We start from the raw sequence: 26,770 nt of genomic DNA, 5'->3' as shown, positions 1-26,770 counted from the left end.
CATGCCGACTCCAGACTCTTCCACTCCGCCCGAATCCATCCTGATCGTCGATTTCGGCAGCCAGGTGACCCAGCTCATCGCCCGCCGCGTCCGCGAGGCCGGCGTGTATAGCGAGATCGTCCCCTTCACGCAGGCCGAAGCCGCGCTCGAACGGATGCAGCCGAAGGGCGTGATCCTCTCGGGCTCGCCCGCCTCGGTCCCCGCCGACGGCAGCCCGCGCGCGCCGCAGTCGATTTTCGACAGCGGCGTGCCGATCCTCGGCATCTGTTACGGCCAGCAGGTGATGAGCCAGCAACTCGGCGGCCAGGTCGAACCCGGCGGCGTCGATGGCGAACGCGACGGCGAATTCGGCCGCGCCTTCCTGACCGTCACCGAACCCTGCGTGCTGTTCGACGGATTGTGGGAGGTTGGCGAGCGGCATCAGGTGTGGATGAGCCACGGCGACCGCGTCACCCAATTCGCGCCGGGCTTTCGCATCGTTGCGATCAGCGACGGCGCGCCCTTCGCGCTGATCGCCGACGACGAGCGCCGCTATTATGGGACGCAATTCCACCCCGAGGTCGTCCACACGCCCGACGGCGCCAAGCTGATCGCCAATTTCGTCCGCCACGTCTGCGGTTGCAGCGGCGAGTGGACGATGGCCGAGTTCCGCGCCACCAAGATCGCCGAGATTCGCGCGCAGGTTGGCGACCAGCGCGTGCTCTGCGGCCTGTCGGGCGGGGTCGACAGCGCGGTTGCGGCGGTGCTGATCCACGAAGCGATCGGCGAACAGCTCACCTGCGTCTTCGTCGATCACGGCCTCTTGCGCATGAACGAGCGCGAGCAGGTCGAACGGCTGTTCCGCGACCATTACAACATCCCGCTCGTCGTCGTCGATGCCGAGGAGCGATTCATGGCGGGCCTCGCGGGCGTCACCGACCCCGAGAAGAAGCGCAAGTTCATCGGCGCCGAATTCATCAACGTGTTCGAGGAAGAAGCGAAGAAGATCGGCGGCGCCGACTTCCTCGCACAGGGCACGCTTTACCCCGATGTGATCGAGAGCGTCAGCTTCACCGGCGGACCGAGCGTGACGATCAAGAGCCACCACAATGTCGGCGGCCTTCCCGAGCGCATGAACATGAAGCTGGTCGAACCGCTGCGCGAGCTGTTCAAGGACGAGGTCCGCCTGCTCGGCAAGGAGCTGGGGCTCCCCGACATTTTCGTCGGCCGCCATCCGTTCCCGGGCCCCGGCCTCGCGATCCGCATCCCGGGCGAGGTCAGCAAGGATCGCTGCGACATCCTGCGCAAGGCCGACGCCGTCTATCTCGAAGAGATCCGCAACGCGGGCCTGTATGATGCGATCTGGCAGGCGTTCGCGGTGCTGCTTCCGGTCAAGACCGTCGGCGTGATGGGCGACGGACGCACCTATGACCATGTCTGCGCGCTGCGCGCGGTGACCTCGACCGACGGCATGACCGCCGACATCTACCCCTTCGATGCGAGCTTCCTCAGCCGCTGCGCGACGCGCATCATCAACGAGGTGCAAGGCATTAACCGCGTCGTCTATGACTATACGTCGAAACCGCCGGGCACGATCGAGTGGGAGTGATAGGCGAGGCAGGACATAGACGGTCGCCCCGTCCCTGAAACCAAGGGCGCGCCCATGTATCTCGCACCGCCGCTATAAGCGATGGCAGCGCCAGGATCGGCTCATCGGAACCGGAATCGGCCTCGCCCCTTTCAGTCCGCCTTCTTCATCTGGCGATATTTGTGCAGCAGCGGTTCGGTATAGCCCGACGGCTGGCTCACGCCTTCGAAGATCAGCGCGCGCGCGGCGCGGTATGCGATGCCGTCGGGCGACAGCTTCTCATACAGCGGGTCGCCGGCGTTCTGCGCGTCGACCTTCGCCGCCATGCGCGCCAACGCCGCATCGACCTGTGCCTCGGTGCAGACGCCGTGGAGCAGCCAGTTGGCGAGCGCCTGGCTGGAGATGCGCAGCGTCGCGCGGTCCTCCATCAGGCCGACGTCGTCGATGTCGGGCACCTTCGAGCAGCCGACGCCCTGGTCGATCCAGCGCACGACATAGCCAAGGATGCCCTGGCAATTATTGTCGAGTTCGCGCGTGATCTCCGCCTCGCTCCAGTTGCGCCCAGTCGCGACGGGAATGGCGAGCAGCCGGTCGAGCGCGGGCACCGCCTCGCCCGCGATTTCCCTCTGGCGCGCGAACACATCGACCATGTGATAGTGTAGCGCGTGCAGCGTCGCGGCGGTCGGCGAGGGCACCCACGCGGTGTTCGCGCCCGATTTCGGATGACCGATCTTCGCCTCGAGCATGCCGCGCATCAGGTCGGGCATCGCCCACATGCCCTTGCCGATCTGCGCTTTCCCTGAAAGGCCGCAGGCGAGGCCGATGCGGACGTTGCGGTCTTCGTAGGAAGCGATCCAGTCGCTCGCCTTCATCTCGCCCTTGGGGATCATCGGTCCCGCGCGCATCGAGGTGTGAATTTCGTCGCCGGTGCGGTCGAGGAAGCCGGTGTTGATAAAGACAATACGGTCCTTCACCGCATGGATGCACGCGGCGAGGTTGGCGCTGGTGCGCCGCTCCTCGTCCATCACGCCGACCTTGATCGTGTGGCGCGCGAGGCCGAGCATATCCTCGACCGCGTCGAACAGGCGGTTCGTGAAGCCGCATTCCTCGGGCCCGTGCTGCTTGGGCTTGACGATATAGATGCTGCCGGCGCGGCTGTTGGTTTGCGTGCCGAGGCCTTTGAGGTCGTGGAGCGCGCAAAGGCTGGTGATGACGGCATCGCAGAGGCCTTCGGGCGCCTCGGCGCCGTTCGGCAGCCTGATCATCGGCGTCGTCATCAGGTGGCCGACGTTGCGCACGAACATCACGCTGCGCCCGTGGAGGGTGAAGGGCTCGCCCGATGGCGACGTCCATTCGCGATCCCCCGCCATCGCGCGGGTAACGGTCTTGCCACCCTTGTCGAAGCTTTCCATAAGGTCGCCGCGCATCAGGCCCAGCCAGTTGGTATAGCCGAGCACCTTGTCCTCACCATCGACCGCGGCGACGCTGTCCTCGAGGTCGATGATCGTCGTCAGCGCGGCTTCGAGGATGACGTCGGCGATGCCCGCCGGATCGGTTTTCCCGATCGCACTGTCGGGATCGATCACCAGTTCGATGTGCAGGCCATTGTGGCGGAGCAATATGCCGCCGGGCTTGCTGCCCACCCATTGCGACGGGTCGGCGAGCGCCAGCTGTCCGCCCTGCCAGTCGGCCCAGCGGCCCGATGCGAGCGGCGCCGCATCGTCGAGGAACGCCTTGGCGCGCGCGATGACTGCCGCGCCGCGAGCAGGATCATAGCCGCCCGGTTTCGCCGGCGGCGCGTCGAGCGCGTCGGTGCCGTAGAAGGCATCGTAGAGGCTGCCCCAGCGCGCGTTGGCGGCGTTGAGCGCGAAGCGTGCGTTGAGCGCGGGCACGACGAGCTGCGGCCCCGCCATCGTCGCGATCTCGGGATCGACATTCTGTGTGCCGACTTTGAAAGGTGCGGGTTCGGGAACGAAATAGCCGATCTCGCGGAGGAACACCTGATAGGCGGCGGGGTCGTGTGCCTGCCCTTCGCGCGCCTGATGCCAGGCATCGATCTGCGTTTGCAAATCTTCTCGTTTCGCGAGCAAGGCGGCGTTCTCTGGCGCGAACCGGCCCAGCAAGTCCGCGAAGTCCCTCCAGAACTTGGCAGCGTCGAGCCCCGTCCCCGGCAGCGCGCGCTGCTCGATGAAGACGGCCAGTCGCGAATCGACGGACAGGCCGGAACGGTCGAGAAATTCGGTCATGCAAGCACCCTCTGGTCGGCGCGGCTGCGCCAGTGGACCCGGGGAGGAAAGGGCCGCTGCGCTATGCCGCGATTGGATTCGATTGGCAATGGGCGCTTTTCAATGCGCGCCGCGTAGGTTACGTTGCAGCGCACAACGAAATATATATCTCCCCAAACGACCGGATCCATGGACGATACACGACTGAAATTGATGGAAGCCATCGCTCGCAAGAAGCTGGTGACGGCGCAATATAACGGCCAGACGCTGACGCTGGCGCCGCATCTGCTGTTCGAACGCCGCGGCGACCTGTTCATCAGCGCGCTGAATTTGAACAAGAGCTGGCGGTCAGACGAGGATCCGCGGCTCGGCCACTTCAAACTCGGCGGCCTCGCGTCGATCGAACTCAGCGACGAGGGATTCGAGCCCCTCCCCGGTTTCGAGGCCGCGCCGCCGCGCGAGGAAGATACGCCGCTGCTCGCGGTCTGAGGTCAGGCAGCGCCCATGACGGGCGCCGACGACAGTTCGCCGAGCGCCACGCGAACCTGGTTCCTCCCGCCGGCCTTGGCGCGATAGAGGGCGGCATCGGCGCGGCGCGACAGTTCGAACAGCGAATCGTCGGACGCGCGCTGGGCGACGCCGAAGGACGCTGTAAAGCCGCGATCGACGCCGAGCACCGGCAATTGCGCCGCAGCAAAGGCGGTGCGCACCGCTTCGGCGTAGATGCGGCCGTCGGACAGCAAGGCATCGGGAAGGAGTACGGCGAATTCCTCGCCGCCGATCCGCCCGACAATCGCATTGGGAGGCGCCGTATCGACCAGCATCGCGGCGAAATGCGCGATGACCCCGTCGCCCGCGGCGTGGCCGAAGCTGTCGTTGATCCTTTTGAAATGATCGAGGTCGGCGGCGATCAGCACGGCACTCTCCCCCCCGCGCAGCAACGCCAGTTCGGCATGATGTTCGAAGCCCCGCCGGTTGAGCACGCTCGAAAGCGGATCGGTTTCCGAACGCACGACCATCTCCGCCGTCGTGTCGCGCATCATGATGAGCAGCATGACGAGCGCGATCGCCATCAAGGTGACGACGCTCCCGCTCTGCGAAATCGCAGCATAGGTCGTCGCCATATAACCTTGCGGCGAACTCGCCGTTCCGATCGTCATTGCGATGAACGGCTTGGCGATATAGATGGTCGCCGCGACAAGCTGGAGCGCGATCAGCAGCAGATCGAGCGGCTGGCGACGGCCCGAGCGCCAGATCACGATAGCGATCAGTAGCTGCATCGCGAAATAGGGAAGCTGATAGAGCATCAGCCGCGGCATCGAGCCATAGGCCAAGCTGAATATCGCGGGCACGGCGAGGATCGTGAGCACCCATATTGCGGCCATGGCGACCCATGGCGGTGCGGTGCAATAGTGGCGGGCGACACCGACCAGCGCGAAGCTGAGCGCGAGGAGGAAGACGAGGAATATGCCGATGCCGATGGGCGTCGGATCGACCTGCCACGTCAGCAGGAATTCGAGGCCGACATTGACGATACCGAGTCCATAGCCCGCCGCGAGCCACCTGGCGCCGCGCGCGGTGCGGTTCGTCGCCGCAACCACGGCGAAGGCGACGGCAAAAACGCCGGCGACGGACATGTTGATGCCTAGGACGAAGGCGATGGACATCGGCTCACTCAATCTGGTTTCGGCCAGCGTAAGCAGGCTGTCCCGAAGTTTCGGTTAATATATTGCGATCCGGGACGATTCGGGCGCGTTCATAACCGATTATGCGGCCGGCAGCAGTGATTTACCGTATCGCGGCGACATCATTACCCGCGCGCGGACATGGGCCGCAGCACCGCGCCTTGTCGCGAACGGAACCCATGCTATGCGGTCTTTCCCCCGTTCGATCGAGGAAATCGACCATGCCGCATCATGCCCTGGCCTGCCTCCTGCTTTTGCTCGCGGCGGCCTTCCCGCGACCTGCCGAAGCCGAAAAGATCAGGACGCGGCTCGCGATTCTCGGCGTCGACCATAGCGCGCAGCTTGTCGCCGAGAAGGACCAGCCGGGGATGCTCGCGGCGTGGCTCGATCTGGTGAAGCCCGCCGCAGTCTGCATCGAGCGCCCGCCCGAACAAGCGTCGCGGCAAGATTTTTACGAATTCACATACGAGATCCAGGGCATCATCCTGCCTTGGGCGGCGAATAACCCGACCGAGCTTTGCCCGATCGACTGGATGCCGCCGGTCGACGACCAGTTACTCGGCTTCGGGCTCGACCTCGACACGCCGCTCGAAGTGCGCAAAGCACAAGGCTTTCAGGGCTTCCTGACCTTTCCTGACCGCAAGATCCTCGATTGGGATTTCCTTTCCGCCGACGATCCGGCGACGCTTGCGCCGCTGCAGAAATGGGCGGGCGAACCCGCGCCGCGCGCCGATCGCGACCTGCCGCGCCGCCTCTATCTCTATCGCACCTTCATGCAGGCGCAGCGCATCCGCGCGATCGCGCACAAGCGGAAAGGCGAAACCATCGTCGTCGTCGTTGGATATTTCCACAAACCCGACATCGAGGCGATCCTGAAGCATGACCCCGCGATCGAACTCGTGCCGGCCGCGAGCCTCGGTCGCCCCGACGACGCTGCCGTGCGTGCCGCGACGACGGCGGAGCATCGCGGCGCGATCCTTGCCTTCAACCTGCTCGGGATGCAGGCGACTACGGGCGTAGTGAACTGGGGCTGGGTCGAGCGCGTCCTTACCGATTTCACCGGCGCCAATGCATCGCCCGAAGCGCGGCTGTTCCAGACGCGATACGCCGTACTGACGGGCAAACTATCGCTCGCCGAGGCCGCGCGGAGCTATACCGCCATCGCCGGGGACACCGCGAGCACCCGGCCCTTCGCCTGGACCGGGGTCAAGGACCAGGCCCGGATCGATTCCTTCTTCGACCCCTTCGGCAACCTCGACGTGCGGCAGCGCGCGCAGGTCGAACTCGCGCGCACGCTGTTCGCACAGCGCAAGGACGCGCGCGCGCACCAATCGCTCGATACGCTCGCCGCGACGCTTTCGCCGCGCAAGGCGCTGCAACTTCGAGGTTATACGCCGCTGCTCAAACCGGCAGCTCCCGCGGCGAAGACTCCGTAGCGTCGTCGGGGGTGGCAAAAGGGCGGCACGGACGTCTATAGCCGGCGCATGACATCCATCACGACCGCCGAAGCCCCCGTGCTCGACCGCGCCGCCGATGCGCCGATGCTCGCACAGGTCGAGCAATGGGCGGCGGTGAATAGCGGCACGGGCAATCTCGCGGGACTCAAGATCGTCGCGGGCCAGCTTGCCGACGCCTTTGCCGTGCTGCCCGGCGAGATACGGCTCGTCACCCCCGATCCGGTCGAGAACGTCGATGCGGCGGGCCAGATCAAGACCACACAGCGCGGCGACCATCTGCATCTTCGCGTGCGGCCCGACGCGCCGGTGCAATTGCTGCTGACGGGCCATATGGACACGGTGTTCGCCGCCGATCATCCGTTCCAGACGCTGAAGTGGCTCGAACCCGGCGTGCTCAACGGCCCCGGCACCGCCGACATGAAGGCGGGGATTGCGGTAATCCTCGCGGCGCTGAACGCGCTTGAAGCCTCGCCGCTGGCAGGCCGCGTCGGTTACGATGTGATGATCAACAGCGACGAGGAGACGGGCAGTCACGCGTCGGCCGCGCTGATCGCCGAGCTGGCCAAGGGCAAGACCGCCGCGCTGACCTACGAACCCGCGCTGCCCGACGGCACGCTCGCCGGCGCGCGGCCGGGCAGCGGCAATTTCTCGGTGATCGTCCACGGGCTGTCGGCGCATGCCGGGCGCAATCCCGACGACGGGCGCAATGCGCTGCTCGCCGCGGCCGACCTCGCGCTGCGGCTCGCGGCGCTCAAATCGCCGGCGCTGAAGGTCAATCCCGCGAAGATCGACGGCGGCGGGCCCAACAATGTCGTCCCCGACAGCGCGATCCTGCGCGTCAACATGCGTCCGTCCACACCCGAGGCGATGGTCGAGGCGGAGGCGGCGCTGCGCGCGGCGGTGGCAGCCGTCTCGCGCGACCATGACGTGCACTGCTACATTCACGGCAATTTCAACCGCCCGCCCAAGCCGCTCGATGCCGCCGCGACGCGATTGTTCGAACTGGTGCGCGACTGCGGCGCGGCACTGGGCCTGCCGCCGATCGGCTGGAACGCGACCGGAGGCGTGTGCGACGGCAACAATATCGCGGCGTGCGGTATTCCTGTGGTGGATACGATGGGTCCGCGCGGCGGGGCGATCCACAGCGCGGACGAATTTCTGATCGTCGACAGCCTCGCCGAGCGCGCGCGGCTGTCGGCGCTGACCATGACAAGAATAGCGGAACGGGGGACGGTGTGAATTATGTGATCCGGGCGGCCAAACCGGGCGACCTGCAGAGCATCTACGAGATGGCAAAGCTGACCGGCGGCGGCTTCACCAACCTGCCCCCCGACAAGAAGGCGCTGCGCGCCAAGCTTGAGCGTGCCGAAGCGGGCTTTGCTTCGGAGAAGGAATATCCGGCGGACGAGCTTTACCTGATGGTGCTCGAAGACCTCGACAGCGGCGAAGTGCGCGGCACCTGCCAGATTTTCGGGCAGGTCGGGCAACGCTGGCCTTTCTACTCCTATCGCATCGGCACCGACAGCAAGCATAGCGAGCAATTGAACCGCACCTTCCATGCGCAGGTGCTGATGCTGAGCAACGATCTCAACGGCGCGAGCGAGGTCGGCGGGCTGTTCCTGCACCCGGCGGCACGCGCGGGCGGGCTGGGGCTGCTGCTCGCGCGCTCGCGCTACCTGTTCATCGCGCGCCACCGGCCGCGCTTCGGCGACCGCATCCTCGCCGAGCTGCGCGGGGTGATCGACGAGGCCGGCGGCTCGCCCTTCTGGGACGGTGTCGCGGGCAAATTTTTCGGGATGAACTTCCAGGAAGCCGACCAGTTCAACGCGGTCCACGGCAACCAGTTCATCGCCGACCTGATGCCCAAGCATCCCGTCTATATCGCGATGCTGGGCGAACATGCGCGCAGCGTCATCGGCGTCCCCCACCCGACCGGGCGCGCCGCGATGCGGATGCTGGAGAATGAAGGCTTCGCTTTCGAAAATTACGTCGACATCTTCGACGGTGGCCCGACCATGACCGCGCGCACCGATCAGGTCGCGAGTATCCGCGATGCCCGACATATCGAAATCACCGGCATTGCCGAAGGCGGCGTGGATGCGCTGGTCGCGACGGGGCGGCTTGCGGAGTTTCGCTGCTGCTTCGGAAAGATCGGTGCCGACGGGACGATCGATGCCGAGGCGGCGCGCATTTTGGGCGTCGGCAAGGGCGACGCGATCAGCTGGATCGGACGCTAGGCCATGCTCACCGAAATCAATTTCGACGGGATTATCGGCCCGAGCCACAATTATGCGGGGCTGAGCCGCGGCAATATCGCGTCGGCCAGCCATGCCGGCGATGTATCGCAGCCGCGCGCCGCGGCGCTGCAGGGCATCGAGAAGATGCGCCACAATCTCACGCTCGGTCTGCCCCAGGGCTTTTTCATGCCGCTCGATCGTCCCGACGCGCCGTGGCTTGAAACGCTGGGCACGACGCCGGAGGATGCCGAGGGACATTTGCGCGCGCAGGCCTGGTCGGCGTCGTCGATGTGGGCCGCAAACGCGGCGACCGTTTCCCCTGCGCCCGACAGCGCCGACGGCAAATGCCACCTGACCGCCGCGAACCTCGTCACCATGCCGCACCGCAGCCACGAATGGCCGGGCACGCTGGCGCAGCTGCGGCTCGCCTTCGCCGATCCCGCTTTCGCGGTGCACGCCCCCATCCCCGCTCCCTTCGGCGACGAGGGCGCGGCGAACCATATGCGGCTGTGCGACGGGCATGACGGGCAAGGCGTCGAAATCTTCGTCTATGGCGTCGGGGGCGGTCGCTTCCCGGCACGCCAGCATCTCGACGCGTCGAAAGCGGTCGCCAGGCTGCACCGGCTCGACCCGGCCCGGACGCTTTTCATCCGCCAGTCGGACACCGCGATCCAGGGCGGAGCCTTCCACAACGACGTCGTCGCGGTCGCGAACGAGCATGTCCTCTTCACGCACGAAACCGCGTTCGAGGACCGCGACGCCGCGCATGCGGAAATCCGTGCCGCCTTCCCCCAGGTCGAGATCGTCGAGGTGCCGGCGAGCGCGGTGAGCCTGCCCGACGCGATCAAATCCTACCTGTTCAACGCGCAGCTCGTCAGCCTGCCCGATGGCGGCGGTATGGGACTGGTGCTGCCGACCGAGGCGCAGGCCACGCCCGCGGTGTGGAACTGGCTGCAGGGCATGATCGCGGGCAATGGTCCGATCCGCCGATTGCTGCCCGTCGATGTGCGCCAATCGATGGCGAATGGCGGCGGCCCCGCCTGCCTGCGGCTGCGCGTCGTCGCCGATCCCCGGACGGTCGATCCGCGCTTCATCGCCGACGAAGCGAAGCTCGACCGGATTGCCGGCGTGGTGGCGAAACATTGGCCCGAAGCGATCGTGCCGGGCGACCTCGCCTCGGCGGCGCTGGCAAGCGACGTCCGCAAGGCGCGAAACGCCCTGCTCGCCGAGCTTGGGCTGAGCGAGCTGAACTGATCGACTGGTGAAAGTCCGCGAACTGATCGACACCGCGCAGATTCCGGGTGGCGACGAACTGCGCCTCTACCGGCGCGGCGACGATTTCATCATCGTGATCGGCGGCAATGAATTGATGAACAGCCGGATGAGCGGCTCCGAAGAAGCGCTGGCGGTGATGAGCTGCGAGCGGCTGCGGAACCCCGATACCGCCCACCTGCTGATCGGCGGCTATGGGATGGGGTTCACCCTGCGCGCGGCGCTCGCGGCGCTCGGCCCGGCCGCGAAGGTCACCGTCGCCGAGCTCGTCCCCGAAATCATCGACTGGGCGCGCGAACCAATGGCGGATCTCGCGGCCACCTGCCTCGACGATCCGCGCGTCGAGTTGGTCATCGGCGATGTCGCGGCGGCGATCGCGGCTGGGCGCGACTGTTACGACGCGATCCTGCTCGATGTCGACAACGGCCCCGACGGACTGGTCCGGCAGGCCAACGACGGCATCTATTCGGCCTCGGGTCTCGCATCGGCCAAGGCGGCGCTGCGGCCGGGCGGCGTGCTCGCGATCTGGTCGGCGGCCCCCGACGCGCAATTCACTCGTCGACTGACGGCGGCGGGCTTCGCGGTCGATGAAGTCACCGTCCGCGCCCGCAGCAACGGCAAGGGCGCACGGCACGTCATCTGGTTTGCGCGGACGCGATAGGCCTGTCGTCCACTTTGCGGCCGGAAGCGGCCGATAGAGATGTGTGCCCCGGCGAAAGCCGGGGTCCAGAAAGATGGCGCTAACCTGGAATATTTCCGCACTGGGCCCCGGCTTTCGCCGGGGTGCACGAACGGCCGATAGCCACCCCAAAGCAGACACGCTTACCCCACCGCGCGATCGCGCCCTTCCCAATAAGGGGCACGCAGTTCACGGCGCAGCACCTTGCCCGACGGATTGCGCGGCAGCGCGTCGATGAACTCGATGCTTTTCGGCACCTTGTACGCCGCGATCCGCGTCCGCGCCCACGCGACGATATCGGCGGGATCGAGCGTCACACCCGCCGCCGGCACCACCAGCGCCTTCACCCCCTCGCCCCATTTGTCGTCGGGCACGCCGATCACCGCGACGTCGGCAACGCCGGGGCAGCCCATGATCGCGCTCTCGACCTCGGCCGGATAGACATTCTCGCCGCCCGACACGATCATGTCCTTGATCCGGTCGTGGACGTAGTAGAAGCCGTCGGCGTCGCGGTAACCGACATCGCCGGTGTGGAGCCAGCCGCCCGCAAGCGTCTCTTCGGTCGCAGCAGGACGGTTCCAATAGCCCTTCATCACGATACCGCCGCGGATCGCAATCTCGCCGATCTCGCCATCGCCGAGTTCGCGCCCCTCACCATCGAGAATCGCCATCGCCGCGCCCGGCCACGGCGTACCGCATGAGGTGAGCTTACCCGGCAGGTCATGCGCGCTCGGCGACAGGTACGAACCGCCGCCGGCGGACTCGGTCATGCCGTAGAATTGCACGAAGTCGCAGCCAAAGGTCGCGCGCGCGCGGCGCAGCACATCTTCCGCGATAGGCGACGCGCCATAGGCGATCGACTTGAGCTGCGGATAGGCGCTCGCGGCCGCATCGGGCTGAAGCAGCATCATCTGGATCATCGCGGGCGCGAGGAAGGCGTGCGCGACATTCTCCTCGCGCATCATGCGTACCGCGTCGGCGGCCGTGAAATCCTTGACGAGCACCAGCCGCCCGCCCTGCGCGAGTCCCGAGAAGCTGACATTGGTGCCCGCGACGTGAAACAAGGGCATGACGATCATCACCGTCTCGTCCTCGCCATAGGCAAAGCCATCAACCTGGGTCGCGGCCTCAAGGAAGGTGCGATAGTTGGCGTTGGTCAGCACGACGCCCTTGGGCAGGCCGGTCGTGCCGCTGGTGTAGAGCTGGAGCACATCGTCGGTTAGCCGCGGCGGATCGACGATGGCGGCATCGGATGCCTCGCCCAGCCACGCATCGAACGGCTCGAACGCCGGATGTTCGCCGTACAGCGCGATCAGGCGCGGCCGCGCCGGAAGGTTCGCGACCGCAGCAAGCGCAGAATCAAAGAAATCTTCGCCGACCAACAACAGTTTCGGTTCCGCATCGCCCAGAATGAAGCCGATTTCGGCAGGCGCGAGACGGCAGTTGATGGGCGCCAAGCAAGCGCGCGCACGGGCGGTGCCGAAGAAGAGCGGGTACCAGCTGTCATGGTTCTTGGTCAGCGCCGAAACACGGTCGCCGGGAGCCACGCCCGACGCGATCAGCGCGTTCGCGACGCGGTTCGATCGCGCATCGAGTTCGACAAAACTCGTCTCGCGCTCGCCGAACTTCACCGCGGTCGCGCTGCCCCTGACCCGCGCCTGCGCCGCCGGAATATCCGCCAGCGTCCGGATGGCCTCCAGATCGATCATTTTGCTCTCCCAACCGTCGTTTCGACTTGAATTAGATAGAATACTAAGCAAATGTTTGGCCAGCCCAAAAATCGAGAGGATTGACCTTGTTCGACCGCCCCATATTGCCGACGACGATCGTCGGAAGCTACCCCCAGCCCGACTGGCTGATCGATCGCGAAAAACTGAAGGCCAGCCTGCCCCCGCGCGTGCGCGCCGAGACGCTGTGGCGCATCCCCGAACCCTGGCTCGCCGACGCTCAAGAGGCCGCGACCTTGATGGCGATCCGCGATCAGGAAGAGGTCGGCATCGACATCGTCGGCGACGGCGAGATGCGCCGCGAAAGCTATTCGAACCGCCTCGCGACCGCGCTGTCGGGGATCGACCGCGAGAAGCATGGCACCGCGATCGACCGCACGGGCAACGCCAATCCGGTGCCGCTCGTCTCCGGCCCGATCCGCCGCGTCACGCCGATCGAGGCACAGGACGCGGCCTTCCTGCGGCGTCATTCGGAGAAACCGGTGAAACTCACCCTGCCCGGTCCCTTCACGATGACGCAGCAGGCGGAGAATGGCTATTATCCCGACGCGCGCGCACTCGCGATGGACTATGCCGATGCGGTCAACGCCGAGGTCAAGGATTTGTTCGCGGCCGGGGTCGATGTCGTCCAGCTGGACGAACCCTATTTGCAGGCGCGCGCCGCCGAGGCGAACGCCTACGCGATCGAGGCGATCAACCGCGCGCTCGACGGCGTCGGTGGCACGACCGCGCTCCACATCTGTTTCGGCTATGCGATGGTCCACCACGGCGCGGGCGCGACGGGGCCGAAGCCCAAGGCCTATGATTTCCTCGCCGAACTCGAAGCGTCGGCGATCGACGTCATCTCGATCGAGGCGGCGCAGCCCGGGCTCGACCCTGCCATTCTGACCGAACTGCCGACCAAGACGATCATGTACGGCGTGCTCGACCTGTCGATTCCCGAGGTCGAAACGCCCGAGGTGGTCGCGGACCGCATCCGCGAGGCGCTGCGTTACGTCGACGCCGAGCGGCTTTGGATCGCGCCCGATTGCGGGATGAAATATCACAGCCGCGAGCATAGCTTGGCGAAGCTGAAGGCGATGGTCGATGGGACGGCGATGGTGCGGGCGGAGTTGAAATAGCTCCACTCGTCATTGCGAGGACCGTAGCGACGAAGCAATCTCCACTATCAACCTTACGCGAGGTCGATAGCTGGAGATTGCTTCGCTTCGCTCGCAATGACGATGGCTATCCGTCCATGAACTCGGTCAGCAACGGGACCACTACTTCGGGCGCCTCAACTGTCGGCAGATGTCCGGCGCCAGGAATCGCCTCCAACCGCGCGCCCGCAATCGCCTCTAAAATCTCGTCATGGTGCGCGCGGCTGGTGATGCCGTCCTTCTCGCCCCAGATCAGCAAGGTCGGCACCGCAATCTCGCCGAGCCGCGGGCGGCTGTCGATGCGCGCCATGATCGCGCGCTGCTGCGCGAGGAAGATGTCGGCGCCGGTGTCCGCCGCCATCCGCCGCGCAATGCCGAGCAGCCGTTCGTCGTCGCGTTTCTCTTCGGGGAAGAGGATCGGGATGCGCTCTTCGACGACCTGGTCGAAGCGGCCGTTTGTCACCAGGTCGATATAACCCTGCCGCCGCGCGGTCTGCGCCGGGCCGTCGGCTGAGGCAAGCGTCGAGATGAGCGCGAGCTTCGCGACCCGTTCGGGTGCGTGGCGCATCACCTCGAACGCGACAAAGCCGCCCATCGCATGGGCGATCAGCACGAATTTCAGCGGGGCGTTGTCGAGCAGGCGCTGCGCAAACCCCTCGATCGTGTCGTCGCTTTGATTGTCGGCGACGATGACTTCGCGGTCGGGCCACGCATCGAGCAAGGGCTGCCAGACGGCTTCGGTCAGAAGCTGGCCGGTGATGAGGACGATGGGGAGAGGCATGGGTTCAATCCTTATGCTTCGTCATTGCGAGCGCAGCGAAGCAATCTCCAGCTTGCGACACGGCATGCCGATAGCTGGAGATTGCTTCGTCGCTACGCGCCTCGCAATGACGGGGTGTTTCATACGACTTGATGCAGCAACGCCTCGCCCGCCGCCAGCCGGCGGCAATTTTCCTGCGCGACGGTCAGGCTACGCACGAGCGTTTCGGGGGTCAGCCAGGCGATGTGCGGGGCGATTACCGCGTTGGACAGGCCGAGCAGCGGGTTACCGCGTGGTAGCGGTTCTTCGGCGAACACGTCGAGCCCGGCGCCGCGCAGATGCCCCGAGGTCAGCGCCTCGACCAGCCGCGCCTCATCGACCAGTTCGCCCCGCGCCGTGTTCACCAGTACCGCACCCTTCTTCATCGCGAAGGGATCGATGCCGGCGCGCGTTTCGTCGGTGAGCGGTATGTGCAGTGAGACGATGTCGCTTTCCGCAAGCAGCCGGTCGAGCGGCAAGAATTCATAGGGCACGTCGCGCGGACGGCGCGCGGTGTAGACAAGCTTCGCCCCCAGCGCCGCCAGCACCGGCGCGAGCAACTGCGCGGAATTACCGAAACCGACGAGTCCGACCGTCCGCCCGCCGATTTCGCCAACCTGATCTAGCTCGGACGGATCGGCGGTCCAGCCCTCGCCCGCTCGCGTCCGCGCGTCGAAGAAGCAGGTCCGGCGGAGCACCGCCATCATCAGCGACAGCGCCATTTCGGCGACCGCCTGGCTGTTGGTGCCGGGCATGTTGCACACCGCGACGCCATGGTCGCGAGCGGCATCGAGCGCGATCGTGTTCACCCCGACGCCGAGCTTCTGGATCAGCTTCAGCTTGGGCGCCGAAGCGATGAACTCACGCGTCACCGGCGTCAGCACATGGAGCAACGCGGTAATCTCTCCCGCCACGCCGTCAAGCGGCTCGGCTTCATCAACGTGGGTCACGACACCCGCGCCGAAGATCGCATCGACCGCTTCGCGAAAACCCGGGCTCGGGCGTGCGTGGAGGACGATCATGCCGCAACTCCCCCGATCGCACCGGCGAAGGCCGAAAAGCCCGCGAACACCGCGTCGCTTCCCATCGCCTCCTCGATCCGCAGCATCTCGTTCCACTTCGCCATGCGTTCAGAGCGGGTGAAGCTGCCGACCTTCAATTGCCCCGCGTCCCAGCCGGTCGCGAGATGCGCGATGGTGATGTCCTCGCTTTCGCCCGACCGCGCCGAAACGATCGCGCCCCAGTCACGCGCGACCGCCGCATCGAGCGCGGCCTTCGCTTCGGTCACCGTACCGACCTGATTGACCTTGATCAGGGCCGCGTTGCACGCCGCCGCCTCGCCCGCGCGAGCGACACGTTCGGCATTGGTGACGAGCGCGTCGTCGCCGATGATCTGCACTGTGCCGCCGATCGCCGCGGTGACCGCGGCCATCGTCTTCCAATCGTCCTGTCCGGCGGGATCCTCGATCGACAGGATCGGATAGCGTCCGGCCCATTCAATGATGCGCGCCGCCATTTCTTCGCCCGAGAGCCGCCCGTCGTCGAGCGCGAGATCATAGCCGCCCGCGTCGCCGAGTTCGTTCGCGGCGATGTCGAGCGATATAAATACCTCGTCGCCCGCGCGATGCCCGCTCGCCTCGATTGCCTTGGTCAGCGTATCGAGCGCATCCTCGTTCGACGCGAAATTGGGCCACCAGCCACCTTCGTCGGCGACACCAGAGAGCGGTCCCTTGGTTTCCATCAGCCGGCCAGCGGCGCGATAGACATCGTCGGTGATCTCGAGCGCGCGGCGAAAACTGCCCGCTTTCGGGCACATCACCATGAAATCCTGCACGTCGGTGCGCCGCCCGGCGTGCGCGCCGCCGCCGAAAATCTGGATCTCGGGCAGCGGCACGCGCACCCTTTGCCCGTCCGCGAGATAGCGCCAGAGCGGCTCCCGCGCGTCCGCCGCCGCGGCGTGGAGCACCGCCATCGACACGGCGACGATGGCGTTCGCACCGAGCCGCGCCTTGTTGGGCGTACCGTCGAGATCGCACAGCACGCGGTCGATCGCGGCCTGATCGCGGGCGTCCATGCCGGTGATCACGCCCGCGATCTCCGAACCGATACCCGCGACCGCGCGATTGACACCAAAACCGCCGAAGGCTTTGCCCCCGTCGCGCAAGTCGATCGCCTCGTGCGCGCCGCGCGAGGCGCCCGCGGGTGCGATCGCGCGACCGACCGCGCCCGATTCCAGCACCACCTCAGCCTCAACGGTGGGCCGACCGCGCGAATCCCAGAGCTGGCGGCCGGTGACGGAGGCGATACGCGAAGTCATGGAGAAGTCCTTTTCCAGTTGGCGACGAGCGCGTCGATCGGTTGCGGCGCCATGATCAGCGCGCGCGCCTGATCGCGCACGATCCGCTTATGTTCGGGATCGGTCAGATAAGGTGCAGGCGACTTGCCCTCGACGCGGGCGAGGAGCAGCGCGGCCGCAAGCTTGCCCGCGCGGAGCAGCAGGCCGCCGGCGTCCTCCCAGCCGATGGCCGCGCGATAGGCCGCGACGAGCGCCGCCGCGGCATCGTTCAGCCGTGCCTCGCCAGACCACACCGCCTTGAGCAGCAGATGCGTCGTACAAAAGGCGAGGTCGAAGGCCGGATCGCCATAGACCGCGCATTCGGCATCAAGGAACACCGGGCCAGCGCGGCTGACGAGGATATTCTTGGGACTGACGTCGCCATGGACGAGCGCGATCTTGCGCGATGAGACGTCGTCCGCGAGCGCGGTCAGCGCAAACGCCAGTTCGCTATCCAGTCGCGCGACATGGAGCAGGAAGGGATCGACGCGCAGCGCCCGGAACATCTCGTCGTTGGGAAAATCGGTGCGATCGCCCTCATTGTGCGCGGTCGCGGCGTGGACCGCAGCGATCCCCTGCCCCACATGTGCGGCAAAACCGATATCGACGCGGCCCGCCATCAGTTCGTCCTTCCACACCGGGCAGTCGGGGAGGAAACGCATCGCGAAGGCGTGGCCCGGCAGTTCGGCGAGCACCTCGGGCGCCATCCCCGGATCGACGCCGCGCGCGCGCTTGAGCCAGCGCACTTCGCTCGTCCCGCGCTCGACCGGCGCGTGCCATTCGGCGGCGACGCGAAGCTGCGGTAACGGGCGCTTGACGACGATCGACCCCGACGGCGTCTCGACCTTCCACACGTCACAAGACACACCGCCGGTCAGCGGCGACAGGACGACATCGCCCTCGCCCACCAGTCCGGCGGCGCGCAATGCGTCGATGATGTCGGCATTCGCCGTCACGTCAGAGCTTCTCCCTGATCCATGCGCCGACCAGATTGGCGGCATTCCGGCGCTCTGCGATCGAGTCCTCGAAATAATGCGCGCCGGGGATCAGTTCGAGCCTCTTGTCGCTGCTTCCAAGGAAATCGAAAATTTTGCGTGCGTCGCTCGGGAAGACGCCGGTATCGGCGGTGCCCTGAACGACGAGCGCCGGCGTGTCGTGCTTGGCGAGATGCGGCTGGCCCTGGCACGGCGAGGTTTCGAGGCTCCACATGTTGAGCCAGGTCTTGATCGTGTTGGCGCGGCCGATGCTCGGCGTACGGTTCGCGGTTGCCGGATCGCCGCGATAGCACCAGTTGGGCTTGCGATCCGACGGGTCGATCGCCGGATCGACACAGCGGATATCGCCCCAGCACCGGAACATCGGAAAGATGCGGTCGGGAATGCCCGCATCGTTCAGCCGCTTCAGCTCGGCCTTCGCCCAATCGGTGATGCGCTGGTTGCGGGTGCGCTGGGCGGCGCGATATCTGGCAATGAACTCCTCCGAATAAGGCGGGCCGTTGTCGGGGTTGAACGGGTCGAGTTCGGGGTCAGTGGCGACCGGATCATTCTCGTCGATCACCGAGGCGTCCATCCAGTCGGTGAGCACCTCGGGGCGCCCCTGATGCGCGTTGAAACTGATATAGAGGTCACCCTTCACCAGTTCGGCCAGAGCATCCTGCCCAACCGCCGGCAGCCGGTCGGTCAGCGTCGGCGCAATCGCTTCGGCCTGATAGGCGCCCATCAGCGAGCCGCCGCCCGAATTGCCAAGGATAACGATCTGCTCCACGCCGGCCTCTTCTTTCAGCCACTTCATGCCGACGCCGATGTCGAGCACCGCATGTTCGAGCAGGAACTGGTCCTCGAAGCCCCGATAGCGCGTGTTCCAGCCCAGAAAGCCGAAGCCCTGCCGCGCGAACCAGGGCGCGATATAATGTTCCTTGAAATCGACATTATAATGGGTGGCGATGATCGCGACCTTCGGCCGCCTGCCTGCCTCCGTCCAGTAAATGCCCTGACACGGATGCCCGCCCGCGTGGATGCGCGGCGCGGTCGGCGACACCCGCCCGATGAATTGCGCGTCCAGTCCCTCGATCCCGTTCGGGTCCATCATTGTCTCTCCTTTTTATGATTTTGGTTCAGCGGCTAACCTCGAAAGGCAGCTTATACCCCTCAAGCCCGGCACGGATCGCCTTCTTGTCGATCTTGCCCGTCGGTCCGAGCGGGATTTCCTCGACGAACAACACATCGTCGGGCATCCACCAGCGCGCGATCTTGCCATCGAGAAAGGATTTAAGATCGTCGGCGCAAGCGTCGCAACCGGGCTTCAACTGGCACAACAGGATCGGGCGCTCGTCCCATTTGGGATGCGCGATGCCGACGACCGCGGCGTTGGCGACCGCATCATGCCCCATCGCGATATTCTCGATCTCGATCGAGCTGATCCATTCGCCGCCCGATTTGACGACATCCTTCGCGCGGTCGGTGATCTGCATATAGCCCTCACCGTCGATCGTGCTGACGTCGCCGGTGTCGAAAAAGCCCTCGGCGTCGAGCACCTCGCCGCCCTCTCCGCCATAATAGCCGCGCGCAATCGTCGGCCCCTTGATCATCAGCCGTCCGGGTGTCTTCCCGTCATGCGGCACAGGGTTTCCGGCATCGTCGACCAATTTCATCTCGAGCCCGCAGAGCAGCCGGCCCTGTTTGAGCTTATACGCCATCTGTTCGTCGTCCGACTTCGCGGCAACCGGCGCATTGGGCACCGACACGGTGCCGAGCGGCGAGGTTTCGGTCATGCCCCAGCCCTGGATGACGTCGACGCCATAATCATCGCGGAAGGTGCGGATGATCGATTCGGGGCACGCCGAGCCACCGATCGTCACGCGCTGCAGGGTCGTGAAACGCTTGCCGTTTTCCTGCATATACTGGAGCAGCATCTGCCACACGGTCGGCACCGCGGCCGAATAGGTCACGCCCTCGGCCTCGATCAGATTGTAGATCGATTCGCCGTCCATCCGCTGCCCCGGAAGCACCAGCTTTGCTCCGACCGCGGGCGCCGAATAAACGACGCCCCACGCATTGGCGTGATACATCGGCACGACGAGCAGCACCGTATCGCGCGCCGACAGGGCGAGCGCGTCGCGCTGGAGCGTCATCAGCGCATGAATATAGTTGGAGCGGTGCGAATAGAGCACACCCTTGGGATTGCCCGTCGTGCCGCTGGTATAGCAAAGCCCGCAGGCAGCATTTTCGTCGAAGCTTCCCCAGTCATATTCCGTCGAATGCCCCGCGATCCAGTCGTCGAACGCCACCGCCGCAAAGCTCGTCCGCGGCAACGATGCCCGATCGCAGAAGAAGATCACCTTCTCGATCGAGGGCACCTGCGGCAGCAATTGCTCCACCAGATCGGCGGTGGCAGGATCGGCGATCAGCAGCCGGTCGCCGGCGTGTTTCGCGATATAGGCGATCTGTTCGAGGAAAAGCCGCGGGTTGAGCGTGTGGAGCACCGCCCCCATCCCCGCCGCGCCATACCAGGCGGCGAGGTGCCGTGCGCCGTTCCACGCCATCGTCGCGACGCGGTCGCCCGGCTTGATGCCTTCGGCGGCAAGCGCGTTCGACACGCGCTTCGCGTCGGCGTGGATGTCGGCATAGGTGGAACGGGTGACGCGCCCTTCGGCATCGCGCGACACGATCTCGCGCGAGCCGTGCCAGTTCGCCGCATGGTCGATGATCCGGTCGACCGTCAGCGGCACATTCTGTATCAATCCGTCCATGCGGTCCTCTCTCCCCAATTGTTGCAATAGATAGTATACTAAGTATTTTGCCTTTGCAACGCCGCTCAGCCTTGCTTCGCCCGCATCGCTCTTCTAGCGTGACGCCGTCGGCACCCCGCCGGCAACAGGGGCAAACATAGCGTCATATGCGCACCAACCAGCTTATCATCGCGCTGTTCCAACGGTTCTGCTGGCTCGACGAGGGGCTACAGGCGCGGCTCCACGATCATGGCTGGCCCGACGTCAACCGCCCCCAATCGATGGTGATGACCAACATCGTCAGCGGCATCGTCCGACCGTCGGACATCGCGCGCAACCTGGGCGTATCGCGACAGGCAATTCACAGCACGATCAACCAGATGGTGAAGCTCGGCATCGTTCAGCTCGAGGTCGATCCCGGCGATCGCCGTCACATGGTCGTGTCGCTGACCGACCTTGGCGCGCGCATGCGCAAGGATGCGCAGCGTTCGATGGATGCGCTCACCGCGCAGATCGCCGCCCGCCTCGGCCAGGACAAGTTCGACGCGCTGCTTACGGCGCTCGAGGCCGACTGGGGCGACAATATCGCGCGCGCGCCGGCCACTTCGCGCAATCGCTAGGCTGCAAGCGCCTTCGCGACGGCGATCAGCCGCCCCGCCGTCATGTCGACGAGCGAAGCCGGCAACGTCTCTTTGAGGCTACCATCCTCGGCAAAGGCGGCGTGCGCGTTGGGGACGACGACCTGCTCGGGGATCACGATCATCTGGATCGTCGACAATATCTGGCGCAGATGCATCAGCCCGCGCAACCCGCCGAACAGGCTGACCGACGCCGACATGATCGCCGCAGCCTTGCCGCGATAGGCGGTCAGCGCGACAAGCCCCTCGTCGCCGGTCGGCCGCGATGCCCAGTCGATGGCATTCTTGAGCAGCGGCGACAGCGAGCCATTATATTCTGGCGACACGAACAAGAGCCCGTCCTGCGTGGCAAACACATCCTTGAGCTTCACCGCCCCGGCCGGAAAAGCATTCGCTTCAAGGGCCGCCGAATAGAGCGGCAAGTCGAACGCCGCGAGATCAACCCGCGTAACACGCGCGCCCTGCGCCTCCAAGCTTGCCGCGGCGAGTTCGCCCAGGGCGCGATTGAAGGACCCTTCGCGGGTGCTACCGACGATGACGGCGATGCTGGTCATTTTCCCTCCCGGACACAATAGTTAGAATACTAACCTATTGCGGCGCGGGAAAGCAAGGGCAAGCGATCAGGCCTTGATGTCCGACAGCACGGACAGCTTGCGCGTTTCGTCCGCGAGATTATCGATCACGCGGCGCATCAACCCCTGCAGCACCTCGACCTCCTCGTCGCTCATGCCCTTGGTGGCGATCTCGTGAATCTCGGCGTTCATCGGCGCAAGGATCAGTTCGAGCTTCTTGGCGTGCGGGGTCAGGTAGATGAAGGTTTTCCGCCGATCATCGGTCGTTTTCTTGCGCGTGATCAGTCCGGCCTTTTCGAGCCCCTTCAGCGCCACGACCGTCGTCGGCTCACGCATGCCGACGCGTTCGCTGAGTTCACGCTGGGTAATACCGTCCTCGCGCCATAGCTGGCGCAGGAAACGCCACTGCCCCGCCGACACGTCATGCGTCAGCGTGCGGCGCTCGAGCAACCGTGAAAAGGAACGAAAGACGACGCGCGCCAGATAGCCGATGCTGTTTTCAGGATCGGTATAATATTCGGCGGGATGCCGATAATCCTGTGTTTTCTTCGCCAAAACCCTGCTCCCCTGTCGCGGCGCCGCAACGCCGGTCCGCGCCGGGATAAATCTTAGGACGCGAAGGTTCACGCGGCAACCATCTTCGTCGCCACCTTGCATCCGGTTGCCGTTCCAACTTCGCGATAATGTTGGACAAGATTCGCCAATCAATATACTTAGAATACTAAGCTAATGGAGGCGGTGTGCAAAAATTCATTCGGGTGAAAGCGGTCGCGGCACCGCTAGCGCTGGTCAATGTCGACACCGACATGGTCATTCCGGCGCAATATATGAAGGCGCTGACGCGTTCGGGCCTCGGCCAGCATCTGTTTCGCGAGCTACGGTTCGACGAAACCGGCCGCGAACGCACGGATTTCATCCTCAACCGGCCCGCGTGCCGCAACGCGCAGATTTTGGTGGCCGATCGCAATTTCGGGTGCGGATCGTCGCGCGAACATGCGGTTTGGGCATTGACCGATTTCGGTATTCGCTGCGTCATCGCGCCTAGTTTCGGTGACATCTTCGCGGGCAATGCGCGCAAGAACGGGCTGCTGCTGATCCGCTTGCCCGACGAACGCTGCGCGCGTCTTCGCAGCGCGCTCGAAAATGCGCAATATGCGCCCATCGAAGTCGACCTCGAAGCGCAGCGCATCCGCCTTGCCTCCGGCGAGACGATCGCTTTCGATATCGACCCCGTCGACCGCCACGTTCTGATGGAGGGGCTCGACGATATCGACCGCACGCTGCGCCACGCCGACGCCATCGCACGGTTCGAGGCGTCGACCTAGTCGAGCATCGCCGGCGACGCGATTACGCCAGCAATCGCACTCGCCGCCGCGAGCGCCGGACTCATCAGGTGCGTGCGCCCGCCGCGCCCCTGCCGGTTCTCGAAATTACGGTTGGACGTCGCGGCGCAGCGCTCGCCGGACCGGAGCCGGTCGGCGTTCATGCCGACGCACATCGAACAGCCGGGCTCGCGCCAGTCGAACCCCGCGGCGCGGAGCGTATCGGCGATGCCCTCTTCCTCGGCCTGTTTTTTGACCAGCCCCGATCCCGGCACGACCATCGCCCGGATGTGCGGCGCGACACGGCGGCCGCGCACGACGTCCGCCACGACGCGCAAATCCTCGATCCGGCTGTTGGTACAACTGCCGATGAATATGCGGTCGAGCCGCTGACCGGCGATCGATGCCCCCGGCGCCAGATCCATATATACGAGCGCGCGTGCCGCGGCGGCGCGCGCGTCGGGATCGTCGAGCGTAGCAGGATCGGGAACGGGATCGTCGATCGCGACGACCTGCGACGGGTTGGTCCCCCAGGTGACCATCGGCCGCACCTCTCGCGCATCGATTTGCAACTCGCGGTCGAATGCCGCTCCGACATCGCTTGCCAACGCCGCCCAGCGGGCCAGGCCCTCCTCCCATGCCTCGCCGCTCGGCGCCGCCGGTCGGCCCTGCAGATAGGCGATGGTCGCCGCATCGGGCGCGACCAGCCCGGCGCGCGCGCCCATCTCGATGCTCAGGTTGCACAGCGTCATCCGCGCCTCCATCGATAGCAGGCGGACCGTCTGCCCGGCATATTCGATGACATGTCCCGTGGCGCCATCGACCCCGATCCGGCGAAGCAGGTGCAGCGCGAGGTCCTTCGCATGGATATCCGGCGCGAGCATGCCGTCGATCGTCACGCGCATATTGCGCGAGCGACGCTGGCGGATCATCTGCGTCGCCAGCACATGTTCGACCTCCGACGTTCCGATTCCGAACGCGAGCGCACCGAACGCCCCGTGCGTCGAGGTATGGCTGTCGCCGCACACGATCGTCATTCCGGGTTGCGAGCGCCCCTGCTCGGGACCGACGACATGGACGATGCCGCCGCGTGGGTCGCCCATCGGAAAATTCTCGATCCCGAAGTGCCGCGTGTTCTCGACCAATGCCTCGAGTTGCGCCCGCGCCTCGCTGTCGGCAACCGCGGCAGGCCCCGCCGCCTGCCCCGTCGTCGGAACATTATGGTCCGACAGGGCCAGCGCGCGCTCGGGACGCCGAACCGCCCGCCCCGCCGCCGCGAGCCCGGCGAAGGCCTGCGGCGAGGTCACCTCGTGCAAAAGATGCAGGTCGATATACAGCAAGGTCTCGCCGTCATCCTCCGCCACCGCGTGCGCGTCCCATATCTTGTCGTAAAGCGTGCGCGGCCCCGTCACGGTGTCCCCATCATTGTTTTCGGCCTCCGATACCGACCCGATGCGCAGCGACCTCGCGTAGCTTCATTTCAGTTGCCATTTTGCTTAGTATACTAACTATATAGCATGATTCTTCTCACGGCAAGCGGCGTTTACGGCTGGGAGGACGAATCGGGGCCGAACCGGTTTTCGAGTCACCTCATCAGCCCCTTCCGCAAATCGCGAGGAACCGGGTTTAAACTTATTGAAGCAAGCGATTGCTCCTCACGCCCCCCCTGTGATACGCTTTGACGATAACCATAAATTGTTGTGGGTCCGGCAACGCACCGGTCCATCAGGTATCGATATACCAAGGCTTCGCGGGGACTGCAGTCCGCGAGCATTGACGATGATCGGGGACAGAGCATGGCAACAGCGGACGAGTTTCCTATTTCGCGGCGCGGCATTCTGATCGGCGGGGCCGCCTCGGTCGCCACGGTGGGCATTATCCCTCCGTCGACCGCTGCGCCCGCCTCCGCCAGCTCCGATCGACCGCCGACTGCCCGCGTTCGTCTCGACGTCAATGGCGCGGCGCGCGACCTCGAACTCGATACGCGGACGTCGTTGCTCGACGCGCTGCGCGAGCATCTCCATCTCGCCGGCACCAAAAAAGGCTGCGATCACGGCCAGTGCGGCGCGTGCACCGTCATCGCCGACGGGCGGCGCATCAACAGCTGCCTGACACTCGCGGTCATGCACGACGGGGAGAAGATCACCACGATCGAGGGCCTCGGCACACCCGACAAGATGCACGCGATGCAAGAGGCGTTTGTCGTCCACGACGGCTTTCAATGCGGCTATTGCACGCCGGGCCAGATCTGCTCGGCGGTCGCGGTGCTCGACGAGATCAAGGCCGGCATCCCCAGCCATGTCACCGCCGACCTGAATGCAGCACCCCCGTTGACCGCGACCGAGATCCGCGAGCGGATGAGCGGCAATATCTGCCGCTGCGGCGCCTATTCGAATATCATCGCGGCGATAACCGACGTGGCGGGAGTGAAGGCATGAAGAGCTTCACCTATGAGCGGGTCGACACGCCTGCTGCCGCCACCGCCGCCTTCGCGCGGACCAAGGGTTCGCGTTTCATCGCCGGCGGCACCAATCTCCTCGACCTGATGAAGCTCGAGATCGAAACACCCGGACATCTGATCGACATCAGCCGCCTCGCGCTCGACAAGATCGAGCCGACCCCCGAGGGCGGGCTGCGCATCGGCGCGATGGTGCGCAACACCGACCTTGCCGCCGACGCACGGATCCGCCGCGATTACGGTCTCGTCTCACGCGCGCTGGTCGCCGGCGCCTCGGGACAGCTCCGCAACAAGGCAACAACAGCGGGCAATCTGCTTCAGCGGACACGCTGTCCTTATTTCTACGACACCAACCAGCCGTGCAACAAACGCCAACCGGGCAGCGGCTGCGCCGCGATCGGCGGCTTCAACCGGACGCTCGCTATCATCGATGCCAGCGAAGCGTGCATCGCGACGCATCCGAGCGACATGGCGGTGGCAATGCGCGCGCTCGATGCCAGCGTGGAAGCGATGAGCGCCGAAGGAAGGACGCGCGCCATCCCTCTCGGCGATTTCTATCGCGCGCCGGGCAAAACCCCGCATCTTGAAACGGTGTTGGCACCCGGCGAACTGATTACTGCGGTGACCTTGCCCAAACCGATCGGCGGCACGCATCTCTATCACAAGGTACGCGACCGCGCCTCCTATGCCTTCGCGCTGATCTCGGTCGGGCTGGTTGTACAAGAGGACGGCACCGGGCGCGTCGCGCTCGGCGGCGTCGCCTACAAGCCATGGCGGATCGAGGCGGCGGAGGCCGAGCTGCCGCGCGGTTCGAAAGCAGTCACCGCGAAGTTGCTCGCGGGCGCCAAGACCACGCACGAAAATGCCTATAAGCTGCCCCTGGTCGAGCGCACGCTCGCCGGCGTGCTGGCGCAAGCGAAAGGCTGAGCCG

Annotated in this window: 24 protein-coding genes; 12 read left to right on the top strand and 12 right to left on the bottom strand. The window is 65.5% G+C overall.

Translation table 11 applies throughout. The annotated features are described in order from the left end of the window. Position 1 precedes the first annotated feature (1 nt). A complete protein-coding gene (guaA, locus tag VSX79_RS03420; RefSeq protein ID WP_179499362.1) occupies positions 2-1,588 on the top strand; it encodes a glutamine-hydrolyzing GMP synthase in 1,587 nt (528 codons plus the stop codon). Positions 1,589-1,719: 131 nt separating this feature from the next. On the opposite strand, the gene VSX79_RS03415 is transcribed toward guaA, so the two are convergent. Continuing rightward, on the bottom strand, positions 1,720-3,813 hold the full coding sequence (locus VSX79_RS03415) for a malate synthase G (protein ID WP_326914411.1): 2,094 nt from the start codon (positions 3,811-3,813) through the stop codon (positions 1,720-1,722). Between the two features lie 168 nt (positions 3,814-3,981). Here VSX79_RS03415 and VSX79_RS03410 point away from each other — a divergent pair, with 168 nt between their 5' ends. Continuing rightward, positions 3,982-4,281: a WYL domain-containing protein gene (locus VSX79_RS03410; protein ID WP_179499364.1), complete on the top strand. Its 300-nt coding sequence runs from the start codon at positions 3,982-3,984 to the stop codon at positions 4,279-4,281. Positions 4,282-4,283: 2 nt separating this feature from the next. Here VSX79_RS03410 and VSX79_RS03405 read toward each other — a convergent pair whose 3' ends face one another. Continuing rightward, positions 4,284-5,459 (bottom strand): GGDEF domain-containing protein, encoded by a 1,176-nt coding sequence (locus tag VSX79_RS03405; protein ID WP_326914410.1) that lies wholly within the window; start codon positions 5,457-5,459, stop codon positions 4,284-4,286. Positions 5,460-5,698: 239 nt separating this feature from the next. On the opposite strand from VSX79_RS03405, the gene VSX79_RS03400 reads away from it, so the two are divergent. Genes VSX79_RS03400 through VSX79_RS03380 form a run of 5 tightly spaced genes read left to right on the top strand, consistent with a single transcriptional unit; the run spans position 5,699 to position 11,104 of the window. Beyond that, entirely contained in the window at positions 5,699-6,913 is a 1,215-nt protein-coding gene (locus VSX79_RS03400) for a hypothetical protein (RefSeq protein ID WP_179499366.1), read from the top strand. A gap of 48 nt (positions 6,914-6,961) precedes the next feature. Next, entirely contained in the window at positions 6,962-8,173 is a 1,212-nt protein-coding gene (locus VSX79_RS03395) for a hydrolase (RefSeq protein WP_179499367.1), read from the top strand. Next, positions 8,170-9,171: an arginine N-succinyltransferase gene (locus VSX79_RS03390; protein WP_179499368.1), complete on the top strand. Its 1,002-nt coding sequence runs from the start codon at positions 8,170-8,172 to the stop codon at positions 9,169-9,171. Before VSX79_RS03395 ends, VSX79_RS03390 begins: the two co-directional genes overlap by 4 nt. 3 nt (positions 9,172-9,174) lie before the next feature. After that, positions 9,175-10,425 (top strand): N-succinylarginine dihydrolase, encoded by a 1,251-nt coding sequence (locus VSX79_RS03385; RefSeq protein WP_179499369.1) that lies wholly within the window; start codon positions 9,175-9,177, stop codon positions 10,423-10,425. A 7-nt stretch (positions 10,426-10,432) separates the two neighbouring features. Beyond that, positions 10,433-11,104, top strand: coding sequence for a spermidine synthase (locus VSX79_RS03380; RefSeq protein WP_179499370.1), 672 nt, complete (start codon positions 10,433-10,435; stop codon positions 11,102-11,104). Between the two features lie 161 nt (positions 11,105-11,265). On the opposite strand, the gene VSX79_RS03375 is transcribed toward VSX79_RS03380, so the two are convergent. Next, positions 11,266-12,831 (bottom strand): long-chain-fatty-acid--CoA ligase, encoded by a 1,566-nt coding sequence (locus VSX79_RS03375; protein WP_179499371.1) that lies wholly within the window; start codon positions 12,829-12,831, stop codon positions 11,266-11,268. Between the two features lie 80 nt (positions 12,832-12,911). Between VSX79_RS03375 and VSX79_RS03370 the strand changes: the two genes are divergently transcribed. Continuing rightward, a complete protein-coding gene (locus VSX79_RS03370) occupies positions 12,912-13,970 on the top strand; it encodes a 5-methyltetrahydropteroyltriglutamate--homocysteine methyltransferase (RefSeq protein ID WP_407697244.1) in 1,059 nt (352 codons plus the stop codon). 106 nt (positions 13,971-14,076) lie between these two features. On the opposite strand, the gene VSX79_RS03365 is transcribed toward VSX79_RS03370, so the two are convergent. The 6 genes from VSX79_RS03365 to VSX79_RS03340 form a co-directional block, all read right to left on the bottom strand. Beyond that, on the bottom strand, positions 14,077-14,769 hold the full coding sequence (locus VSX79_RS03365) for an alpha/beta fold hydrolase (protein WP_326914408.1): 693 nt from the start codon (positions 14,767-14,769) through the stop codon (positions 14,077-14,079). A 119-nt stretch (positions 14,770-14,888) separates the two neighbouring features. Then, complete coding sequence (locus VSX79_RS03360; RefSeq protein ID WP_179499374.1) at positions 14,889-15,809, bottom strand: NAD(P)-dependent oxidoreductase; 921 nt, start codon at positions 15,807-15,809, stop codon at positions 14,889-14,891. Beyond that, entirely contained in the window at positions 15,806-17,104 is a 1,299-nt protein-coding gene (gene eno, locus VSX79_RS03355; RefSeq protein ID WP_326914407.1) for a phosphopyruvate hydratase, read from the bottom strand. Before eno ends, VSX79_RS03360 begins: the two co-directional genes overlap by 4 nt. Beyond that, a complete protein-coding gene (locus tag VSX79_RS03350; RefSeq protein ID WP_326914406.1) occupies positions 17,101-18,078 on the bottom strand; it encodes a phosphotransferase family protein in 978 nt (325 codons plus the stop codon). The genes eno and VSX79_RS03350 overlap by 4 nt, the downstream gene beginning before the upstream one ends. Before the next feature lies 1 nt (position 18,079). Next, a complete protein-coding gene (locus tag VSX79_RS03345) occupies positions 18,080-19,210 on the bottom strand; it encodes an alpha/beta hydrolase family protein (protein WP_326914405.1) in 1,131 nt (376 codons plus the stop codon). 25 nt (positions 19,211-19,235) lie between these two features. Next, entirely contained in the window at positions 19,236-20,870 is a 1,635-nt protein-coding gene (locus VSX79_RS03340; protein WP_326914404.1) for a long-chain-fatty-acid--CoA ligase, read from the bottom strand. 146 nt (positions 20,871-21,016) lie between these two features. On the opposite strand from VSX79_RS03340, the gene VSX79_RS03335 reads away from it, so the two are divergent. Next, positions 21,017-21,469 (top strand): MarR family winged helix-turn-helix transcriptional regulator, encoded by a 453-nt coding sequence (locus tag VSX79_RS03335; RefSeq protein ID WP_326914403.1) that lies wholly within the window; start codon positions 21,017-21,019, stop codon positions 21,467-21,469. Here the strand turns inward: VSX79_RS03335 and VSX79_RS03330 are convergent. Both VSX79_RS03330 and VSX79_RS03325 read right to left on the bottom strand, forming a co-directional pair. After that, a complete protein-coding gene (locus VSX79_RS03330) occupies positions 21,466-22,041 on the bottom strand; it encodes an NADPH-dependent FMN reductase (protein WP_326914402.1) in 576 nt (191 codons plus the stop codon). The two genes, VSX79_RS03335 and VSX79_RS03330, sit on opposite strands and share 4 nt — an antisense overlap. A 66-nt stretch (positions 22,042-22,107) precedes the next feature. Continuing rightward, positions 22,108-22,614: a MarR family winged helix-turn-helix transcriptional regulator gene (locus VSX79_RS03325; RefSeq protein WP_179499380.1), complete on the bottom strand. Its 507-nt coding sequence runs from the start codon at positions 22,612-22,614 to the stop codon at positions 22,108-22,110. Positions 22,615-22,799: 185 nt separating this feature from the next. Between VSX79_RS03325 and leuD the strand changes: the two genes are divergently transcribed. Continuing rightward, the gene (gene leuD / locus VSX79_RS03320; RefSeq protein WP_179499381.1) at positions 22,800-23,384 is read left to right on the top strand and encodes a 3-isopropylmalate dehydratase small subunit; all 585 of its coding nucleotides are present in this window, start codon (positions 22,800-22,802) and stop codon (positions 23,382-23,384) included. Here the strand turns inward: leuD and leuC are convergent. Next, positions 23,381-24,793, bottom strand: coding sequence for a 3-isopropylmalate dehydratase large subunit (leuC, locus tag VSX79_RS03315; protein WP_179499382.1), 1,413 nt, complete (start codon positions 24,791-24,793; stop codon positions 23,381-23,383). The genes leuD and leuC overlap by 4 nt on opposite strands. Positions 24,794-25,177: 384 nt before the next feature. Here leuC and paoA point away from each other — a divergent pair, with 384 nt between their 5' ends. Beyond that, positions 25,178-25,819: an aldehyde dehydrogenase iron-sulfur subunit PaoA gene (gene paoA / locus VSX79_RS03310; RefSeq protein ID WP_326914401.1), complete on the top strand. Its 642-nt coding sequence runs from the start codon at positions 25,178-25,180 to the stop codon at positions 25,817-25,819. Beyond that, positions 25,816-26,766 carry an FAD binding domain-containing protein gene (locus VSX79_RS03305; RefSeq protein WP_179499384.1) on the top strand — a complete coding sequence of 317 codons (951 nt, stop codon included), beginning with the start codon at positions 25,816-25,818 and terminating at the stop codon, positions 26,764-26,766. The genes paoA and VSX79_RS03305 overlap by 4 nt, the downstream gene beginning before the upstream one ends. Positions 26,767-26,770: the final 4 nt, after the last annotated feature.

Origin of the sequence: Sphingopyxis chilensis, from assembly GCF_035930445.1 — a bacterium.
GTDB classification, from domain to species: Bacteria; Pseudomonadota; Alphaproteobacteria; order Sphingomonadales; family Sphingomonadaceae; genus Sphingopyxis; species Sphingopyxis chilensis.
The sequence above is the reverse complement of the archived record's forward strand: the minus strand, read 5'-3'. Positions and strand labels throughout refer to the sequence as shown.

Coding starts and splice junctions, on each gene's coding strand:
- guaA (WP_179499362.1), top strand. CDS start 2: ATGCCGACTCCAGACTCTTCCACTCCGCCCGAATCCATCCTGATCGTC.
- VSX79_RS03415 (WP_326914411.1), bottom strand. CDS start 3,813: ATGACCGAATTTCTCGACCGTTCCGGCCTGTCCGTCGATTCGCGACTG.
- VSX79_RS03410 (WP_179499364.1), top strand. CDS start 3,982: ATGGACGATACACGACTGAAATTGATGGAAGCCATCGCTCGCAAGAAG.
- VSX79_RS03405 (WP_326914410.1), bottom strand. CDS start 5,459: ATGTCCATCGCCTTCGTCCTAGGCATCAACATGTCCGTCGCCGGCGTT.
- VSX79_RS03400 (WP_179499366.1), top strand. CDS start 5,699: ATGCCGCATCATGCCCTGGCCTGCCTCCTGCTTTTGCTCGCGGCGGCC.
- VSX79_RS03395 (WP_179499367.1), top strand. CDS start 6,962: ATGACATCCATCACGACCGCCGAAGCCCCCGTGCTCGACCGCGCCGCC.
- VSX79_RS03385 (WP_179499369.1), top strand. CDS start 9,175: ATGCTCACCGAAATCAATTTCGACGGGATTATCGGCCCGAGCCACAAT.
- VSX79_RS03375 (WP_179499371.1), bottom strand. CDS start 12,831: ATGATCGATCTGGAGGCCATCCGGACGCTGGCGGATATTCCGGCGGCG.
- VSX79_RS03365 (WP_326914408.1), bottom strand. CDS start 14,769: ATGCCTCTCCCCATCGTCCTCATCACCGGCCAGCTTCTGACCGAAGCC.
- VSX79_RS03360 (WP_179499374.1), bottom strand. CDS start 15,809: ATGATCGTCCTCCACGCACGCCCGAGCCCGGGTTTTCGCGAAGCGGTC.
- eno (WP_326914407.1), bottom strand. CDS start 17,104: ATGACTTCGCGTATCGCCTCCGTCACCGGCCGCCAGCTCTGGGATTCG.
- VSX79_RS03345 (WP_326914405.1), bottom strand. CDS start 19,210: ATGATGGACCCGAACGGGATCGAGGGACTGGACGCGCAATTCATCGGG.
- VSX79_RS03340 (WP_326914404.1), bottom strand. CDS start 20,870: ATGGACGGATTGATACAGAATGTGCCGCTGACGGTCGACCGGATCATC.
- VSX79_RS03335 (WP_326914403.1), top strand. CDS start 21,017: ATGCGCACCAACCAGCTTATCATCGCGCTGTTCCAACGGTTCTGCTGG.
- VSX79_RS03330 (WP_326914402.1), bottom strand. CDS start 22,041: ATGACCAGCATCGCCGTCATCGTCGGTAGCACCCGCGAAGGGTCCTTC.
- paoA (WP_326914401.1), top strand. CDS start 25,178: ATGGCAACAGCGGACGAGTTTCCTATTTCGCGGCGCGGCATTCTGATC.
- VSX79_RS03305 (WP_179499384.1), top strand. CDS start 25,816: ATGAAGAGCTTCACCTATGAGCGGGTCGACACGCCTGCTGCCGCCACC.